The sequence below is a fragment of the Xanthomonas euvesicatoria genome, from assembly GCF_013112235.1.
Classification (GTDB): domain Bacteria; phylum Pseudomonadota; class Gammaproteobacteria; order Xanthomonadales; family Xanthomonadaceae; genus Xanthomonas; species Xanthomonas euvesicatoria.
In genome coordinates this window covers 1,428,851-1,447,176 of the sequence record NZ_JABFFS010000001.1, presented here as the reverse complement: position 1 = coordinate 1,447,176, position 18,326 = coordinate 1,428,851, and the positions used below count along the sequence as shown (strand labels likewise).

The window sequence follows — 18,326 nt, the reverse complement described above, 5'->3', positions numbered from 1 at the left end:
ACAGCGCATCGCCTGGCGATACGCGTGGGCCGTGCCGCGGTCAGGCTGCGGCCGGCAACCAGCGCCGGACACCATGCTGGATCGCACCGCGCAGGTCGATCAATTTGCGGTGGAAGAAATGGCTGGTGTCGGGCATGCGCACCAGCTCGGGTTGCTGCTCCAGCGTTTCCAACCAGTCGTAGACCGCCTGCGGGTCGACGATCTCGTCGGCATCGCCCTGGATCACCAACCATTGCGCCGGCGGCTGGATGTCGCTGAAATCCCAGCGCCCGGCCGGCGGCGCGATCGAGATCAGCACCTGCGGTTCGAGCGAGCCGGCGGCGCGCAACGAGACATACGCGCCGAAGCTGAAACCGCCCAACCACAACGTGTGGCCTGGCCGCTGCGCACGCACCCACTCGGCAACCGCACGCAGGTCGTCCTGCTCGCCATCGCCATGGTCGAACGCGCCGGCCGAATTGCCGACGCTGCGAAAATTGAAGCGCACCACGGTGATGCCCAGCTCGCGCAGCGCGCGCGCGGCCATGGTGACGACCTTGTTGTGCATGCTGCCGCCCTCGGTGGAGAGCGGATGGCAGAAGATGGCGGTGACCGCGTGTGCGGCAACATCCGGCTCGGGCAGATCGACCGCGACATCCAGCGGGCCGACCGGCCCGTCCAAGGTCAACGCAGCCGATTCGGTGGGGAATGAGGGATTGGACATGCCTGCATAATAGCCGCCCCGCCGGCCGCGTTCATCGCCCTGCCTGCACACTTCGTTGCGTTGCCCATGCATTTTCTGCTGTTTGCCGTTGTCTGCAGTGTCCTGGTGTCGGTGCTGTTGAAGCTTGCGCCACGCCACCGGATCGACGTGTTTCAGGCCATTACCTGGAACTACGCCACCGCTGCACTCCTGGCCTGGCTGATCCTGCATCCGGCGCTGGACACGCTAAGCGCCACGACCACTCCCTGGTTGGCGTTGCTGCTGTTGGCCGTGGCGCTGCCTTCCATCTTCCTGGTGCTGGCGCGGTCGGTCGCGGTGGCCGGGGTCGTGCGCACCGATGTCGCGCAACGCTTGTCGCTGGTGCTCTCGTTGGCCGCCGCCTTCACCGTTTTCGGCGAACCGGTCAATGGCTGGAAACTGGCAGGGCTTGCGCTGGGCATGGCGGCCATCGTGTGCATCGTGCGACGCCCCCGTCAGCACCTAGCGACCGATCCGCTGCCGAGCACAACCGGCCTGCCCTGGCTGATTGGCGTCTGGATGGGCTTTGCGCTCATCGACCTGCTGCTCAAGCACATCGCGCAGGCCGGGACACCATCGCTGACCTCGTTGACCTTGTGCTTTGCGCTGGCCTTCTTGCTGATGCTTGGCGTGCAGAGCGTGCGTTGGGCACGTGGCGCACGCCTGAGCACCCGCAGCATGCTTGCCGGCGTGCTGTTGGGTGCGCTCAATTTCGGCAACATCCTGTGTTACGTACGTGCCCACCAGCTGCTGCCGCACAGCCCGGCGACCGTGTTTGCCAGCATGAATCTGGGTGTGGTCGTGCTGGGGGCACTGGTGGGCACATTGGGATTTGCCGAACGCCTGGGCCTGCGCGGCTGGTTGGGGCTGGCACTGGCCGCACCGGCCATCGCGGCGATCGCCTGGGGAATACGTCTGGGTTGACGCCCGCTTTCGGCCTGCGCGACGTCGGTTCGCCATCCGCCTTCCGCGCCGGTTGGCGGTCGCTAGCATGAGCGTGCATTCCCGCGGGAGTTTGTGATGCGCCTGACTTCGTTCTTTCGCAGCACTCATCCGGTTGCCCCGGAGCCGTTCAATCCGGCAGCCACCGATACGGCAGCGACAGCAGGTGCGACGCCGTCGCCGCACCTGCTGTCTCACGCGCCCAAGGCCGGCACCGCGCAGGGCGCGGCCAAATCGCGGCAAGGCATGCTGGCTTCGGCACGCAAGTCGCTGGCCATGCTACGCAAACAGCTGCCGTCGATGTGCATGGGAGCGCCAGCCACGAAAACGGCGCAGAGCCAGCCTACGCTGGCCACATCGGCACCGAACGCTGCCAGGCAAGGCACGCACCCGCGTCCACCGGCACTGCAGGCTGGCGTCGATGCGCGATGGAAGGCGCCCGAGGCGATGCCTCAGCCGCGCAATCGTGCGCCGATATACACAGCAGCGCCACCGCAGCAACCGCCGTCGCCGCCACGCGCGTCAGAACGCTTTCAGCAACGTCAACGCGCTCCCGAGCAACAGCGGCAGCAGCAGGTTCCAAACGTGGCCAGGCGCGAACCGCTACGGCCGCCGCAGCAGCCGACGTTCCCCGTGCGGCCGGCACCGGCTGCTTCCCCGAAAGCGGCGACACCGGCTCCGCCCTCGCCGTCCAGGCGGCTACGCCCGGTGCGCAACATGAATCTGGAATTGGCCGCGCTCAACGAGCAGTGCCATCACATCGGCCGGCGCCTCTACAAGGAGCGCCGGGCGCCTAGCCCGCAGGAAAGGTCGGTGTTCGAGATGCGAGCGGCCCTGATCGCCGAGCGCGACGCCGTGCGCGATCGGCAGCTCGATGGGATGTTGGCGGCGCTGGCGCCATTGGAGAAGATCGCTGCGCCGAGGACCACCAGCAGTCGGCTGGCCATGGTCCAATATGACGTGATGCAGTCCAATCGCCGTGCGTTGCTTGCGGTCCGCGAAAATATCGACATGACCAAGATGGCACGGTATTACACGCGCGCGCAGCGGCGCCTGCAATCCTTGAAGGAGAGCGATGCTCCGCCCGACAAGATCCGACGCCTGGAACGCATGATGCAGGGCTATACCAACGTGCTGGCGCTGGAAGACATGGTCAAGCGCACCGACGACCAGTTGCATCGGATGGGTGCGCCACGCTTGATGGACAGCATCCCCACCACGCCGCAGGAGCGTGCGCTGTCCGAGCAGAACGAACGCGACGACCATCAGGAGGCGATCAACAACGGCTATTGAGCGCGTCGTCGTTGCGCGCAAAGCGTCCGCGGACCGCCAGCGCCCACGCACGCCCTGGCGTCAGCCACGACACAGCGTGCCGTTGACCAAAACTGCGATCTCGCCAGTGCAATGGGACTGGCGATGTCCGCGGCTCGCCTGTCGGGCGGCAGCAGTGCTGCCTTCAACGCGCCCAGTGCGGAAATGGGTCGTCCAGCAGTTGCCATTGCGCCGGCCCCTGCCGTAGTTCCTGGTCGCTGAGCAGGCACGCGTCCAGCGCGGCGCGTGTGCGCGGTGCATCCATGTCCACGCCGATCACCGCCAGCTCCTGGCGGCGGTCGCCCCAGAGCGGATGCCACAACCGCTGCATCGCGGCGTATTCGTTGGCATCGCCCACCTCGTGCGGTTGCGGCAGTGGCGCGGTCCAGCACTGCGTCTGTTGCCGCTGCCAGCCGATATCGGTGTATGGCAGTGGCGTGACGCTGGTCTGCAGCGGCTGGCCGACCGACTGCGCATCCACACGGTGGCGCGCAGCGAACCAGAACCCGGCCGCGCTGGTCTGGGTGGCACCGCCCACGCTGGACAGTTCACCCACCCAATCCATGCGACTGGCCAGCCAGAAGAAGCCCTTGCTGCGGATCACCTGCGGCAAGCCGCTGTGCACCATGCGCGCGAAGCGCTGCGGATGGAATGGCCGGCGTGCGCGGTACACGAAGCTGCTGATGCCGTATTCCTCGGTCTCGGGCGTGTGCTGGCCGCGCAGCTCCTGCATCCAGCCCGGCGCCAGCTGCGCACGGGTGAAATCGAAACGCCCGGTGTCCAGCAGCTGCTGCAGCGGCACTTCGCCGTGCGCGGCATCCACAATTGCCGCGTCGCGGTTGAGCGCGCGCAACACGGCGCGAAGGCGTTGCAGCTGCTGCGCGTCGATGCGGTCGCACTTGCTGATCACCAGCACATCGGCGAACTCCACCTGTTCGCCCAGCAACTGCACCAGCCCACGCGTGTCGTCCGGGCCGGCTTGCTGGCCCAGGTCGGCCAGCGTGGCAGCCGAGCCGAAGTCTTCCAGGAAATGGCTGCCGTCCACCACCGTCACCATGGTGTCCAGCCGGGCGATGTCCGACAGGCTGAAACCATCGGCATCGCGCACCGCGAAGGTGGCTGCCACCGGCATCGGCTCAGCAATACCGGTCGATTCGATCAGCAGATAGTCGTAGCGACCCTGCTCGGCCAGCCGCCGCACTTCCTGCAGCAGATCGTCGCGCAGCGTGCAGCAAATGCAGCCGTTACTGAATTCCACCAGCGTCTCTTCGGTGCGCCGCAACGCCGCGCCGCCCTCGCGAACCAGCTGCGCGTCGATGTTGACCTCGCTCATGTCGTTGACGATGACCGCCACCCGCAAGCCGTCGCGGTTGTGCAGGATGCGGTTGAGCAAGGTGGTCTTGCCCGCACCCAGAAAGCCGGACAACACGGTGACGGGAAGGCGCGCATCGCGCTGGGGGGACAGAGACATCCTGAGAACCTGGCGGGAAAGGAGTGTTACTATATAACACTTACTGGACCGGATGCTTCTGATGCGCGCCACCGCCTCCCTGCTGGACAGCTCGGCCATCGCCTTGTCCGGGTTATGCCTGTTGCATTGCCTCGCCCTGCCGCTGCTGGCCGCCACGCTCCCGCTACTGGGCGCCTGGAGCCGGGCCGAGTGGATACATGTGATGTTCGCCACGGCGGCGGTGCCGCTGAGCGGCTACGCGCTATGGAGCACGCATCGCCGGCACGCCCTGCCGGCGCCGGTCTGGGTGCTGGCGCTGTGCGGACTGGCCGGGCTGGTGATTGGAGCGAGCGGTCTGGTCGGCGATGCGCTGGAAACACCGGTCACGGTCGCCGGCAGCCTGCTGCTGGCCAGCACGCATCTGCTCAATCTGCGGCTGCGTCGCCGCACACACTGCTAGACCTAGCGGTCAAATCTAACTAGGTGCACAACGTCTGCATCAGGAAGACTCAAGAATCAGATTCGGCTCGAGTGAATTCTTGGCTAATCCTCAATTGCCCAAGAGCTTCTTCTTCTCGGCGTCGTACTCGCCATGCGTAATTGCACCAGCATCAAGTAGTGCTTTGAGTTTTGCGAGATTCTCATACTTGGCCGCGCTGTCTGAAGCTGACGCTACGGGCTCAGGTGCACCACACTGAAAGTAGATGGTTCCCGTTGCTCCGCGAGCGGCCTGCCTTAGATGGCCGCTGTTGTTAATCGTGCCTGGAATAGCTTCCGAGCCATCTCTTTGAAGCAAAAAGGCCTCTTTCCCGTTTTTGGCCTGACAGAACTTACCAGCCTGCTGCATAAGCTTTGCAACGATCTTGTCTGAACTTCCAAAGATCGTGATGTTCTGCTCGACGAGCATGTACTTGCCTTCTCCGATCAGAGTTGGCTCCTTTGCAAGAGCAGTGACGCTGACAGAAAGCAGCGCCGCTACACACAGAAACTTCATTATTCCTCCGATCAGATGATGATGAAAACTAGTAAACATGACCCACCAGATCGCGCTACAACGAAAAAGCCAGCAACACCGGGTCGTGATCGGAGCTGCGCCACGGCCCGGGCAGGTTGCGCTTGGCGTAGCCGGCGTCGTCCATGACATCGGCATTGATATGCCATTCGGCCGCGCCACGCAGCTGCTTGGCCATCGCCGGGCTGAGCAACGCATGGTCCAGGCGCCCGCTCAGGCCGTCGTAAACGTAGCTGTAGGGCTGTTTCACACCAGCCACTGCAAACGCGTCCTGCCAGCCGCTGGCGCGCAGGCTGCGCATCGGCATTTCCATCGCATAGGCATTGAAGTCGCCCAGCAGCACGGCGAGCTTGGTCTGCGCGCCAGTGGGGTCGGTCTGCAGCCACTGGTGCAACCGCTTGGCCGATTCGGTCCGGGTGGCATTCCAGCAGGCCTGGCCGTCCTGCTGATCGGCGTCGGCACCACTGGCGTTGCCGCAGCCTTTGGACTTGAAGTGATTGGCGACCACCACGAAGGTGGCTCCGCGCGCACTGCGAAACGCCTGCGCCAGCGGCACGCGACTGTGGTTCTCGAACGGCCCGCCGGTCAGCGTGGCCGGCTTGCCGACCGGGGTGACCTGCGAGCTGCGATAGAGGATGCCGACCCGGATCGCATCGTCGCCCGGGCCGCTGCCGGTATCGACGAACTGCCAATCCTTGTCCTTGCCGGCAGCGTTGAGCGCGGCCACCAGTTGCGATACCGCCGCATCGGCGCCGTTGCCGTCGTTTTCCACTTCCATCAACGCAGCCACGTCGGCGTCCAATGGCACGATGGTGGCGACCAGCTTGGCCAGCTGCGCCTGGAACTGTTCGTGCGTGCGTGCGCCACGCTTGGTCGGGAAGCCACCGCCACGGCCATTGCCGTTGAAGAAATTCTCCAGGTTGAACGAGGCAATACGCAGATCGCCGCCCACCTGCGGCGCAACGGCTGTGGGCATCGCCGGCAAGGTCAGTGGGCTCAGCACCTGGATGCGATAGTTGCCGTCGTAGCGTTGATCGACGATGCCATCGACCGATTTGAGCAGGCTGCCGCTGCGCAACACCGGATCGGCCGGCAGATACGACACCGTCTTGGGGCTGCGGCCGTTGCGCGCATCGTCCAGCAACACGCGACGACGTGCGTTATCGGCCTGCACCTGCGCGAACGCCGGCGTGCCGGCAGCGGCGACCTCGCTCGGCTGCCACAGGCGTCCGCCGAACGCGGCGACCAGCTCGCCGTACGTATCCAGGCGGTCGCTGCCATTGAGCGTGAGCGAGGCGATGCGCACGTGCTCGCCTTCCAGCGCTTCCCAGTTGGCCGGCGGGCCGCTGAGCATGCGCACCGGCACCGGCTGGCCACTGGCAAGCCGCTCGATGCTGCTGGCGTCCACGGTGGTCAGGCTCGCCTCGCCACCTGCCGAAACCTCGCGCACGGTGCCGACGATGCGCACGCGGTCGCCCACCGCCAGCTCGGCATTGCCGGCCCCGGTGACGAACAGGCCATGCGAGCGCCGCGGTTCGAACCCGGGCTGCTGCACGAACAGGCCGGCCAGCCCCGCGCGCGTATCGGCGGTGACGATTGCTTCCACCTCCACCACGCGACCGTCGTACGGGCTGCGGCTGTCTTCGCCCTGCACGTCGGCAATCGAGAGCCGCTGCGCGGCACCATCGGCGGCGCTGCACAGCAACGGGGCCAACAGACCAACCAAACCGAGCACAACCAGCGGGCGAGGCGACATCGAACGACTCCAGTGAGTGGATCAAACGCAAACGCCGCCCGGAAAGGCGGCGCGTGATAACGAAAAAGCGCGGAAACAGGCTAGCAAACGATGGTCAATGACCGCCAGGCACATACGCTGCGCAACCGTGATGCGGCTAACGCGTGCACTGATGCAGTGCTGCAGCGCCTAGGTCACCTCTGCACGCGAGGCGTTTGATCAGGCGCGCAACACAGCCAATGCGCGGTACCAGGCGGGAATCGCAGACCCATCCTCCTCCGCCGACTTGCCGAGCCCTTACTTGAGGTTGCCCAGCATCCAATCGACAGTGGCGCGCACCTGCTCTTCGGTCAGCGCCGGGTTGCCGCCCTTGGGAGGCATGATGCCGCCATCCGGACCGGTGTAGCCCTCGATCGCGTGCTTGTACAAGGTGTCCTTGCCCTGTGCGATGCGTGCATCCCAATGCGAATGGTCCAGCGTGGGCGCCTTGCCGACACCGGTGGTGTGGCAGGCGGTGCACAGGTTGTTGAAGATGGTCTTGCCGTCGGTCGTACCGCCGTAAGCAGACTGCGAGGCGGCCTTGGCCAGCGCCGCGGCCTGGGCTGCGGCCTGCGCGGACGCGCCCGTGGCGCCGGCATACACCGCACCGGCAGGCGCAATGCGTTGCTGCACACGTTTTGCGGCGGTGGGCGAGACTTCGTCGGGGATAGCGCGTTGCAAATACGCTGCCAGGGCGATCAGGCCCAGGGTGATCACCACGAGTAAACCGATCACCATCGAGAATTTTTTCAGGAACTCGAGGTCGTAATTCCGCACGCGCTCACCCCTGGCTGTTGGTCGAAGACCTCTGCTAGCGCCGGAGTATAGAGCACACTTTGCGCCAGTCTGACCAGCCTGTATGACAGTTTTCGCAGCGATGGGCGCTGCGCGCCCGGTGGGCGGATGCTTCTGTCCGCGGGCACGCTCGCCTCGGCTGGCCAATTGCCGCAGCGCCGCATGCCGCGCATTGGTCTCTGTTGTGGGAATTGCGTATCATTCCCAACAACCACGGTGGCGCGGTTCTCGCCTCGCCGGTCCCGTCCTTGAGGAGTCGCCGCGATGAAGTCCTTCCTGCTGTCCTGCCTGGCCTTGGCCAGCATCAGTCTGTCTGCCCAGGCCCACGAAATCTGGATCGAGCGCGACGGCAGCGGCCCGGTGCGCATCTTCTTCGGCGAACCAGCGCAGGACGCGCTGGACCACGGCGAAGACGAGATCAAGCGCGTGGTCAAGCCGAACGTGTTCGGCACTGCCGGCAAAGCCGGCCCGCTGCAGCGCGGGACCGAGTTCCTGACCGCGCCGCTGGCCGGCAGCGGCGATGCGTGGTTGAGCGACGACAGCGTGTTCGAGCCGTGGAAGGGGGAAGCCGGCGGCTTCGAGACGGTGAGCTATTACGCACGCGCCGGCCGTGCCACACCGGCTGCAAAGCTCGATTTCGAGCTGGTCCCCACCGCTGCCAATCGCAATACGCTGACCGTGCTTTATCGCAACAAGCCGCTGCCCAAGGTGGAAGTGACGGTGATCGACCCGCAGAAGTGGCAGAAGACGCTGACCTCCGATGCCAAGGGCCAGGTGACGCTGCCCACGCTGCGCGCCGGCCGTCACATCCTGGTGGCCACCCACAAGGAACCGGTGAAGCGCGAGATCGCCGGCAAGCAGGTGTCGATGGTGCATCACATCAGCACGCTGACGTTCCTGGCCGAGTAAGCGTGGTCGGCACATCTCCCGCGCACTCATGGAACGGCCGCTGCGCGGCCGCGACGCCGGGCTTGCGCGTCCCATGCCACACGCGGGAACCACTTGCGGTTGCCGGCCCGCCCGGCTGGGCAACGTTGCGTTGCGGTATGGCGGTTGCCCCACGTCCATCGCGCGCGGTGGCGTGATGTCCAGCGCCTCGCCCCTGCCGCTTGCCTGGTTCAGGCGCCCCTGGCTGGGCGTGCTTGCGCGCACGCTGGCAGCCATCTTCGGTGGCTACGCGCTGGCCAGCGCCACCAATCTGTTGCTGGCGCTGGTGCTGCCGATGCCGCGCAGTGAAGCGGTATTGACCAGCATGCTGATCGGAATCGTGGTGTGCGCGTGTGCGCCGTTGTGGGCCTTCGCCACCGCCAGCGTGTGGCGTGCCTGGGCCGGCATCGCGGTGCCGGCGGCGTTGATGTTTGCGTTGGCCACGTGGCTGCAACGGAGCGCGGCATGAAGCAGGGCTTTCGCCAATCGATGGCGTGGCTGCACACCTGGACCGGGCTGCTGGTCGGCTGGGTCTTGCTGCTGATCTTCATGGGCGGCACGGCCAGTTATTACCGCGACGAAATCAGCCGCTGGATGCGCCCGGAACTGCCCACCACCACCGTGAGCACCGCCACCGCGCTGCGCAGTGCCGAGCAGTATCTGCAGACACACGCAGCCGATGCAGTGAGCTGGAACATCACCTTGCCGGATCCGCGCACTCCGGTGGTGAGCATGTACTGGCAGAATCCCGCGCCCGCCGACGGCAAACCGGCAGAGCGCCGGCAGATGTACGGCACCGCCATCATCGACCCGGCCACCGGCAAGGACATCGCCGCACGCGACACGCTGGGCGGCGAGTTCTTCTACCGGCTGCATTTCGACCTGCATTACGTACCGGTGATGTGGGCGCGCTACATCGTGGGATTCTGCGCGATGTTCATGTTGGTGGCGATCATCAGCGGGGTGATCACGCACAAGAAAATCTTCAAGGATTTCTTCACCTTCCGCCCCGGCAAGGGGCTACGGTCGTGGCTGGATTTCCACAACGTCAGCGCGGTGACCGCGCTGCCGTACCACGCGATGATTACCTACACCGGCATCGTGACCTTGATGTTCATGTACCTGCCGTGGGGCATCAAGGCGCGCTATGCCGGCGATGAGATGCGCTTCTACGACGAGGCGGCCAACCGGGTGGCCGATACGCGCAAGGCCGCCGGTGTACCGGCGCACATGCTGCCGCTGGAGCAGTTCGTGGCACGTGCGCGCAGCGACTGGCGTGGTGGCCAGGTGAGCAATGTGGCGGTGTCACTGCCCAACGATGCGCACGCTGCCGTCGGGGTGAGCCAGTTGGCCGACAACCTTTCCACCGACGTGCCCTCCATCCTGTTCGATGCAGTGAGCGGCGAGCGCCTGCAACGCAGCGGGCCGCCGGGCGGTGCCAGCCAGACGCGCGGGGTGATGGTGGGCCTGCATCTGGCCCATTTCGCCGGGCCATGGCTGCGCGCGCTGTTTTTCGGCTCCGGCCTGCTGGGCTGCCTGATGGTGGCCAGCGGCGTGGTGATGTGGGCAGTGAAAGAACGCCCCAAGCATCTGAAAGCCGGGCGAATCGGTTTCGGGCTGCGCCTGGTGGATGCACTCAATATCGGCACCGTGGCCGGTTTGCCGATCGCCTTTGCCAGCTTCTTCTGGGCCAACCGCGTGTTGCCGGTCGGCCTGGATGCGCGTGCAGCGATGGAGGCCAATGTGTTTTTTGCTGCGTGGGCCACGGCATTGCTGGCCGCATTCGTGTGGCCGCGGCGTGCGATGTGGAGCTGGCAGCTCTATCTGGGCGCGGCGTTGTTCGCGCTGGTGCCGGTGCTCAACGCGATCACCACCGATGCGCATCTGGGCGTGACGCTGCCGGCCGGGCAATGGGCACTGGCCGGTGTGGATCTGGTGTGCCTGTTCCTGGGCCTTAGCCTAGGCATTGCCGCCTTTCGCCTGCAGCGTTGGAAAGCGCCGCAGCCGGCTTCGGCACGACGCGCGCGCGCTGCGGCTGCCGCAACGCCCGTGCCGCACACCGCGCCGATCCAGGAAAGCGCATGAGCGTGTTGCTGTTGCTGGCGCTGAATTTTTCCGGCTTTGCTGCGCTATGCCTGGCGATGGACAAGCATCAACTGGAACTTCGCGGCCGCCTGCTGGGCACTGCACGGTCGCGCCAACTGCGTGTGCTGGGTTGGTTGCTGCTGTGTGTCACCTTCGCGTTGGCGGTGCATGCGCAGGGCTGGGGCATCGGCGCAGTGCTGTGGCTGGGCACGTTGACCGCCAGTGCAGCGGTGTTGTCGCTGTGGCTGCTGCCGTACCGGCGCGGCGCGATCGTACCGGCCGCAGTGGCTGCGCCGGTGCTGGCGGGTGTGATGCAGGTGCTGATTGGTTGAAGGTGGTTCGCGGCTGATCAGAGGTCTACTGCGTGCGTTTGCATGCCGACCCGGCGGCAACGAGCAGCATGAAGCACACGCGTGACCGGCCGACGGAATCGCCGAGCTAAACTGTCGGCGGGTCGCCCCAACTGCGGCCATCGCGCGGCAGGCGGCCATCGTCAAGCACCTGCAGCACGCGCTCGGGCTGCAGCATGTCCAGAAACAGCACCACGTTGACGCCTTCCGGCCGCGCCATGCTGGGGAAGATCGCGCCGGGAATCTCTGCTTCGCGCAACAGGTCGCCGAGCACCCAGCTCACCGGTTCGATCTTGTTGACCAGCGCCTTGCGCCAGTCGTCGGCCCAGTCGGCCCACACCGCATCCCAGCTGGCATCGAGCAAACGCAGATCGGCCAGCGCCGGAAGATCGGCGGCGTAGCTGACCAGCGTCAACGGTGGCAGGAACGGGGCTGCCTGGGCATATTCGGCCGCGGCGGTTTCCAGTTGCAGCGACAGATAGAGCGCCGGCTGGCCGAAGCGATTGAAGCGCCCACCCGAGCGCGCCGCACCGGCACCGCTCAGCGGTTCGGCGGCCCAGCGCGGGGTAAAGGCGCGATAGAGCGTGCAGTGCGCCGGGGCGCTCAGCTTCAACCGGCGGCCCCTGCGGCGACCGTGCGCAGATAGGTCAGCGCATCGTCGGTGCGCCCCTGCTTGACCACTTCCAGCAAGGTGGCGAACTCGAACGCGGGGATCGGCGTGTTCTTGAGGTGGAACACCACCTGGCGCTCGTCCGGTTGCACCTGCGCCATCGCCACCAGCAGCCGCGACAGATTGCGCAGCAAGTCCTGCACGCGCGGGCTTTCAGGGTGCACGCGCAGGCTGTTGCGATGCACGCCGGCCAGGTCGGCCAGTTCCTGTTGCGAAAGATCCAGCAGACCGGCCATGGCCGACGGCGACAGGATGGTTCGGTCCGGCACGCGCAGGCGTTCGGTCAAGGCCAGGGGATTGAGAACGGCGACCATCGCACGGCTCCGGCAAGGTAGGTGCACAGTATATGCACAGTCAGCTGCATCTGGGAGGCACATCCATGCGCTCGGTCAGTGCACTGTCAGCTGCGCGCTTGCGCTGCCCCCACCGCGCGCAGACAGAAGCCGCAGATCGCTTCGACCAGTTGCTCGCCCTGTTGCGGGTCACCACGGCTGGGGGCGATCGGTCCCACCAGGGCCTCGGTAAACGCGCCAACGATGCAGGCAGCCGCGGCATCCAGCGACTGCTGCGGAAACTCCCCGGCCGCCACGCCTTCGGCAAGCAGCTGGCGAAACACCTCACCGAACAGGCGGCGGCCGCGGATGCGCTCGGCGTCGACCTCGCTCTCCACCGGCTCGGCGATGAAGGCGTACGCCAATGCCGGGCCGGCCAGCGCCCGCCGTACGAAAGTGGCGATCGCGCTACGCAGGCGCTCGGCTGCGCTGGCCTGGGTGGCCGCAATGGCACGCAGGATGGCCATCTCGCGCTGTACCGCTTCGTTTAGAACTTCTACGAAAAGTTCGGCTTTCGACGGGAAATGTCGATAAATCTGCCCGGTCGATACGCCCGCCGCCGCGGCCACCGCGGTGACCGGTGCATTGCGGTAACCGCCTTCGGCGATCAGGACACGGGCGGCGTGCAGGATCCGTTCGCGATTGCCGGCCAGGCGTTCTTCCATCAGGGCGGAGCGTCGATAAGCCATGGTGTGATTCTTGGTTCAATAGTTGAATTTTAGTTCACTTTTTTGTTGCGGACCGCTAGTCTGGCCGCATCCGCCGCGCGGCCCGCCCGCTCCCACCCGGCACATCCCGATCCCTGTGGAGTTGTTGCATGCATGTGCCGTCCTTGAACTTCGAGCTTGGCGAAGAGATCGACCTGCTGCGCGAAAGCGTGGCCGCCTTCGCCAGCCACCATATCGCTCCGCTGGCCGCGGCAGCCGACCACGATAACGTGTTCCCCGCCCAGCTATGGCGCCTGCTCGGCGAACAAGGGCTGCTCGGTCTGACCGTAGAAGACGCGTACGGCGGCAGCGGCATGGGCTATCTGGCGCACGTGGTGGCGATGGAAGAAATCTCCCGCGCTGGCGGTGCGATCGGGCTGTCGTATGGCGCGCATTCCAATCTGTGCCTGAACCAGCTGCGCAAGAACGCCAGCCACGAGCAGAAGCAACGCTACCTGCCCAAGCTGTGCAGTGGCGAGCATGTGGGCGCGCTGGCGATGAGCGAAGCCGGCTCCGGTTCGGACGTGGTGTCGATGAAGCTGCGCGCCGATGCGCGCGGCGACCGCTTTGTGCTCAACGGCAGCAAGATGTGGATCACCAACGGCCCGGATGCCGACGTGCTGGTGGTGTACGCCAAGACCGACCCGGACGCCGGCGCGCGCGGCATCACCGCCTTTATCGTGGAGAAGGGCATGCCGGGCTTTTCTACGGCGCAGAAGCTCGACAAGCTGGGCATGCGCGGCTCCAACACCTGCGAGCTGGTGTTCACCGATTGCGAAGTACCGGCGGAAAACGTGCTGGGCACGCTCAACGGCGGCGTGCGTGTGCTGATGTCGGGGCTGGATTTCGAACGCGTGGTGCTGGCCGGCGGGCCGCTCGGGCTGATGGCCGCAGCAATGGACGTGGTGTTGCCGTACGTGCACGAGCGCAAGCAGTTCGGCGAGCCGATCGGCACCTTCCAGTTGATGCAGGCCAAGCTGGCCGACATGTATGTGGGACTCAATGCCTGCCGCGCGTATGTGTATGCAGTGGCGCGCGCCTGCGATGCCGGGCGTACCACCCGCCAGGACGCAGCCGGCGCCATCCTGTATGCCGCCGAGAAGGCAACCTGGCTGACCGGCCAGGCCATCCAGGTGCTGGGTGGCAATGGCTACATCAACGAGTACCCCACCGGACGCCTGTGGCGCGATGCCAAGTTGTACGAGATTGGCGCGGGCACCTCGGAAATCCGGCGCATGCTGATCGGCCGCGAGTTGTTCGAACGCACCGCCTGACGGAGCCACCATGAGCGTGATCGATAGCCAGCTGCAGGTCAGCGGCGAGAGTTTCCAACACAACGCCGCCGCGATGCGCGCGGTGATCGACGACCTGCGCCACACCCTCGCCCGGACCGCGCGTGGCGGCAGCGACGCCGCACGCGCCAAGCACACCGCACGCGGCAAGCTGCTGGCGCGCGAGCGCATCGATGCCTTGCTGGATCCGGGCAGCCCATTGCTGGAGATCGCCCCCCTGGCCGCCCATGGCATGTACGACGACCAGGTCCCGTGCGCGGGCGTGGTGGCCGGCATTGGCCGCGTGTCCGGCGTGGAATGCGTGATCGTGGCCAACGACGCCACCGTCAAGGGCGGCACCTATTACCCGATGACGGTGAAAAAGCACTTGCGCGCGCAGGAGATCGCGCAGCAAAACCGGTTGCCGTGCATCTATCTGGTCGATTCCGGCGGTGCATTCCTGCCGTTGCAGGACGAAGTGTTTCCGGACCGCGACCACTTCGGGCGCATCTTCTACAACCAGGCCAACCTGTCGGCCAACGGCATCCCGCAGATTGCCTGCGTAATGGGCTCGTGCACCGCTGGCGGCGCCTATGTGCCGGCAATGAGCGATGAAACGGTGATCGTGCGCGAGCAAGGCACCATCTTCCTGGGTGGCCCGCCGCTGGTGAAGGCCGCCACCGGCGAAGAAGTCAGTGCCGAAGACCTGGGCGGCGCCGATGTGCATACGCGCATTTCCGGCGTGGCCGATCACTTTGCCGACAACGATCTGCAGGCGCTGGCGCGCGTGCGCGCCATCATCGCGCAGCTCAACTGGCGCAAACCTGCCGCATCGCTGGCGCTGCAGGCACCGTTGCCGCCACGCTATGCCGCCGACGAACTATATGGCGTGATTCCTGCAGATACGCGCAAGCCGTTCGATGTGCGCGAAGTGATCGCGCGCATCGTCGACGATTCGCGCCTGGATGAATTCAAACCGCGCTATGGCAGCACGCTGGTGACGGGGTTTGCGCACCTGCATGGCTACCCGGTCGGCATCATTGCCAACAACGGCATCCTGTTTTCCGAGTCCGCGCTCAAGGGCGCGCACTTCATCGAGCTGTGCACGCAGCGCGGCATTCCGCTGGTCTTCCTGCAGAACATCACCGGCTTCATGGTCGGGCGCAAATACGAACATGGCGGCATCGCCAAGGACGGCGCCAAGTTGGTGATGGCGGTGGCCTGCGCCAAGGTGCCCAAGTTCACCGTGGTGATCGGCGGCTCGTTCGGTGCGGGCAACTACGGCATGTGTGGGCGCGCGTATTCGCCGAACTTCTTGTGGATGTGGCCGAATGCGCGTATCGGCGTGATGGGTGGCGAGCAGGCGGCCAGCGTGCTGGCCACGGTGCGTCGCGACGGTATCGAAGCCAAGGGCGGTGCATGGTCGGGCGAAGACGAGGATGCGTTCAAGGCGCCGATCCGCGCGCAGTTCGAGCAGCAAGGCCATCCGTATTACGCCAGTGCTCGGCTCTGGGACGATGGCATCATCGATCCGGCCGATACGCGCCGCGTGCTGGGCCTGGGATTGTCGGCGGCCTTGAACGCGCCGATCGAACCCACGCGCTTTGGCGTATTTCGTATGTGAGTGAGGGGGAGCATTGCAGCCGCGGTTCTGCGTGCTGCGGCACCCGATGCTGGTGTGCAGGCTGGGAGTGAGGTTGTGTGTATGCGTGCCGGCAATCGTCGACGTTTGCGCAGGTGGCTTGCAGCAACACAGCGCCGTGTGACAACAAACCTGCTTGCGCTCGATGCCGGTGTGCAACAGGCAAGCCGTTTATCTTCGTAAGACGACCCGCCGCTACGGCGACGTGCAGAGACTGATCCGATGACCCAGCGCGACCCTATCGCCGCAGCAACGCAAGCGCCCTTCGACAAGATCCTGATCGCCAATCGCGGCGAGATCGCCTGCCGGGTCATCGCCACCTGCCGCACCCTGGGCATTGCGACGGTGGCGGTGTATTCGGATGCAGACCGCAATGCACGGCATGTGCGCCTGGCGGACGAGGCGGTGCACATCGGCGCCGCGCCCGCGCAGCAGAGCTATCTGCGGGGCGAAGCAATCCTGCAAGCGGCACGCGCCACCGGTGCGCAGGCGATCCATCCCGGTTATGGGTTCCTGTCGGAAAACGCGGCATTTGCCGAGGCTTGCGCACACGCTGGCATCGTCTTCATCGGCCCACCGGCAGCGGCGATCCGCGCGATGGGCGACAAGAGTGCGGCCAAGGCACTGATGCAACGGGCCGGCGTGCCGCTGACACCGGGCTACCACGGCGACGAGCAGGCACCGGCATTCCTGCGTGCGCAAGCCGACGCCATCGGCTACCCGGTGTTGATCAAGGCCAGTGCCGGCGGCGGCGGCAAGGGCATGCGTCGGGTGGATACCAGCGCAGCGTTCGAAGACGCGTTGGCGAGCTGCCAGCGTGAAGCGCAGTCGGCATTCGGCAATGCGCACGTGCTGGTGGAGAAATATGTCCAGCGGCCGCGGCATATCGAAATCCAGGTGTTCGGCGATACGCATGGCGAGGTGGTGTACCTGTTCGAACGCGACTGCTCGGTGCAGCGCCGCCACCAGAAGGTGCTGGAAGAAGCGCCCGCACCGGGCATGAGCGAAGCCAGGCGCGCGGCGATGGGCAAGGCGGCGGTAGATGCGGCACAGGCGGTGGGCTACGTCGGTGCCGGCACGGTGGAATTCATCGCCGGCCCGGACGGCGATTTCTATTTCATGGAAATGAATACCCGTCTGCAGGTGGAGCACCGGGTGACCGAATTGATCACCGGCACCGACCTGGTCGAGTGGCAATTGCGGGTTGCCGCTGGCGCGCGCTTGCCGCGCAGGCAGCACGAGCTGCGCATCCACGGGCATGCACTGGAAGCGCGCCTGTACGCCGAAGATGCCGAGCGCGGTTTCCTGCCGTCCACCGGCACGCTGCGTCAGTTGCAGATGCCTGCTGCCAGCGCGCATGTGCGCGTCGATGCAGGCGTGGAGCAAGGCGACACCATCAGTCCGTACTACGACCCGATGATTGCCAAGCTGATCGTCTGGGATACCGATCGCACGGCTGCATTGGCCCGCATGCGCGCGGCATTGGCGCAATTCCACGCAGTAGGGGTCACCACCAACAGTGCATTTCTGTCGCGCCTGATCGCGACCGATTCGTTCGCGTCGGCGAATCTGGACACCGCCTTGATCGAGCGCGAACACGCCGTGCTGTTTCCAGAGGCGCGCAGCCCCGACAACGCCTGGTGGTGTTTGGCAGCGGTGTTGATTGCCGATGCATTGCCGCCAGCGGCCGTTGATCCAGCCGATCCGCATTCGCCGTGGCAGCACGCGGACGGCTGGCGCATCGGTGCGCATGCAGCGCAGCACATCGTCCTGGAAGCAAACGGCGAGCGCCGCCAACTTGCTGTGCGCCCGGATGCCGATGGCTGGCAAGTCACCGACGCAGGCCAGACGCATGCCGTGCGCTACCACCGGCACGAGACGGACGTGCGCGTGGAGATGGACGGCCGGCAATGGCGTGCACAGGTGTTGCGCGACGGCGCCACGCTGACCCTGATCGGGGCCACGCAGCGGGCCGCCTTCCGTCACCACGATGCACTGGCAGAAGCCGACCAGCCCACCCAGGACACCGGCGGACTGACCGCACCGATGCCCGGCCGCATCGTGTCCCTGCCCGCAGCAGTGGGCCAGCCGGTCGCCCGTGGGCAGGCACTGGTGGTGCTGGAAGCGATGAAAATGGAGCACACCCTGCACGCGCCCAGCGATGGCACCGTGCAGGCGTACCTGGTGGCCGAAGGCGACCTGGTGAACGACGGTGCGGCGCTGGTGGAATTTGTGTCCGCGTCTGCGTAGCGGCGCATGGCAGGGTGACCAACGGCACGTTCGCCTGCACGCACGCTGCCGCTAGCGTGGCAAATCGGCCGGCCCGGCCGCCTTGCC

Annotated in this window: 18 protein-coding genes; 10 read left to right on the top strand and 8 right to left on the bottom strand. The window is 65.9% G+C overall.

Annotated elements, in window-relative coordinates:
- Positions 1–40 precede the first annotated feature (40 nt).
- Positions 41–703 (bottom strand): alpha/beta hydrolase, encoded by a 663-nt coding sequence (locus HLH45_RS06080; RefSeq protein WP_014089045.1) that lies wholly within the window; start codon positions 701–703, stop codon positions 41–43.
- 66 nt (positions 704–769) lie between these two features.
- On the opposite strand from HLH45_RS06080, the gene HLH45_RS06075 reads away from it, so the two are divergent.
- Positions 770–1,645 (top strand): EamA family transporter, encoded by an 876-nt coding sequence (locus HLH45_RS06075; protein WP_008572304.1) that lies wholly within the window; start codon positions 770–772, stop codon positions 1,643–1,645.
- A gap of 96 nt (positions 1,646–1,741) precedes the next feature.
- The gene (xopR, locus tag HLH45_RS21925) at positions 1,742–2,956 is read left to right on the top strand and encodes a type III secretion system effector protein XopR (RefSeq protein ID WP_074053275.1); all 1,215 of its coding nucleotides are present in this window, start codon (positions 1,742–1,744) and stop codon (positions 2,954–2,956) included.
- 163 nt (positions 2,957–3,119) lie between these two features.
- Here the strand turns inward: xopR and HLH45_RS06065 are convergent, their stop codons facing one another.
- On the bottom strand, positions 3,120–4,445 hold the full coding sequence (locus HLH45_RS06065; protein WP_008572284.1) for a GTP-binding protein: 1,326 nt from the start codon (positions 4,443–4,445) through the stop codon (positions 3,120–3,122).
- Positions 4,446–4,497: 52 nt separating this feature from the next.
- Between HLH45_RS06065 and HLH45_RS06060 the strand changes: the two genes are divergently transcribed.
- Positions 4,498–4,884 (top strand): MerC family mercury resistance protein, encoded by a 387-nt coding sequence (locus tag HLH45_RS06060; protein WP_008572283.1) that lies wholly within the window; start codon positions 4,498–4,500, stop codon positions 4,882–4,884.
- 90 nt (positions 4,885–4,974) lie between these two features.
- Here the strand turns inward: HLH45_RS06060 and HLH45_RS06055 are convergent, their stop codons facing one another.
- The 3 genes from HLH45_RS06055 to HLH45_RS06045 all read right to left on the bottom strand — a co-directional run bounded on the left by HLH45_RS06055 (position 4,975) and on the right by HLH45_RS06045 (position 7,987).
- On the bottom strand, positions 4,975–5,220 hold the full coding sequence (locus HLH45_RS06055) for an SHOCT domain-containing protein (protein WP_074038650.1): 246 nt from the start codon (positions 5,218–5,220) through the stop codon (positions 4,975–4,977).
- Positions 5,221–5,473: 253 nt separating this feature from the next.
- Positions 5,474–7,192 carry an ExeM/NucH family extracellular endonuclease gene (locus HLH45_RS06050; RefSeq protein WP_008572281.1) on the bottom strand — a complete coding sequence of 573 codons (1,719 nt, stop codon included), beginning with the start codon at positions 7,190–7,192 and terminating at the stop codon, positions 5,474–5,476.
- Between the two features lie 276 nt (positions 7,193–7,468).
- Positions 7,469–7,987 carry a c-type cytochrome gene (locus HLH45_RS06045; RefSeq protein ID WP_008572280.1) on the bottom strand — a complete coding sequence of 173 codons (519 nt, stop codon included), beginning with the start codon at positions 7,985–7,987 and terminating at the stop codon, positions 7,469–7,471.
- A gap of 282 nt (positions 7,988–8,269) precedes the next feature.
- Here HLH45_RS06045 and HLH45_RS06040 point away from each other — a divergent pair, with 282 nt between their 5' ends.
- The 4 genes from HLH45_RS06040 (at position 8,270) to HLH45_RS06025 (ending at position 11,349) form a co-directional block, all read left to right on the top strand.
- On the top strand, positions 8,270–8,914 hold the full coding sequence (locus HLH45_RS06040) for a DUF4198 domain-containing protein (RefSeq protein ID WP_008572279.1): 645 nt from the start codon (positions 8,270–8,272) through the stop codon (positions 8,912–8,914).
- A gap of 175 nt (positions 8,915–9,089) precedes the next feature.
- Positions 9,090–9,401, top strand: a complete 312-nt coding sequence (locus HLH45_RS06035; protein WP_008572273.1) for a DUF3649 domain-containing protein — start codon at positions 9,090–9,092, stop codon at positions 9,399–9,401.
- Positions 9,398–11,017, top strand: coding sequence for a PepSY-associated TM helix domain-containing protein (locus tag HLH45_RS06030; protein ID WP_008572272.1), 1,620 nt, complete (start codon positions 9,398–9,400; stop codon positions 11,015–11,017). The genes HLH45_RS06035 and HLH45_RS06030 overlap by 4 nt, the downstream gene beginning before the upstream one ends.
- Positions 11,014–11,349 (top strand): DUF3325 domain-containing protein, encoded by a 336-nt coding sequence (locus HLH45_RS06025; RefSeq protein WP_008572270.1) that lies wholly within the window; start codon positions 11,014–11,016, stop codon positions 11,347–11,349. Before HLH45_RS06030 ends, HLH45_RS06025 begins: the two co-directional genes overlap by 4 nt.
- Positions 11,350–11,455: 106 nt before the next feature.
- On the opposite strand, the gene HLH45_RS06020 is transcribed toward HLH45_RS06025, so the two are convergent.
- The 3 genes from HLH45_RS06020 to HLH45_RS06010 all read right to left on the bottom strand — a co-directional run bounded on the left by HLH45_RS06020 (position 11,456) and on the right by HLH45_RS06010 (position 13,058).
- A complete protein-coding gene (locus HLH45_RS06020; RefSeq protein WP_008572268.1) occupies positions 11,456–11,980 on the bottom strand; it encodes an RES family NAD+ phosphorylase in 525 nt (174 codons plus the stop codon).
- Positions 11,977–12,351 (bottom strand): hypothetical protein, encoded by a 375-nt coding sequence (locus HLH45_RS06015; protein ID WP_008572267.1) that lies wholly within the window; start codon positions 12,349–12,351, stop codon positions 11,977–11,979. The genes HLH45_RS06020 and HLH45_RS06015 overlap by 4 nt, the downstream gene beginning before the upstream one ends.
- An 86-nt stretch (positions 12,352–12,437) precedes the next feature.
- Entirely contained in the window at positions 12,438–13,058 is a 621-nt protein-coding gene (locus HLH45_RS06010) for a TetR/AcrR family transcriptional regulator (RefSeq protein ID WP_014089035.1), read from the bottom strand.
- Positions 13,059–13,186: 128 nt separating this feature from the next.
- Between HLH45_RS06010 and HLH45_RS06005 the strand changes: the two genes are divergently transcribed.
- The 3 genes from HLH45_RS06005 (at position 13,187) to HLH45_RS05995 (ending at position 18,239) form a co-directional block, all read left to right on the top strand.
- Complete coding sequence (locus HLH45_RS06005; RefSeq protein WP_008572264.1) at positions 13,187–14,350, top strand: isovaleryl-CoA dehydrogenase; 1,164 nt, start codon at positions 13,187–13,189, stop codon at positions 14,348–14,350.
- 10 nt (positions 14,351–14,360) lie between these two features.
- On the top strand, positions 14,361–15,971 hold the full coding sequence (locus HLH45_RS06000) for a carboxyl transferase domain-containing protein (protein ID WP_008572262.1): 1,611 nt from the start codon (positions 14,361–14,363) through the stop codon (positions 15,969–15,971).
- Between the two features lie 240 nt (positions 15,972–16,211).
- A complete protein-coding gene (locus HLH45_RS05995) occupies positions 16,212–18,239 on the top strand; it encodes an acetyl/propionyl/methylcrotonyl-CoA carboxylase subunit alpha (protein WP_008572260.1) in 2,028 nt (675 codons plus the stop codon).
- The last annotated feature ends 87 nt before the right edge of the window (positions 18,240–18,326 follow it).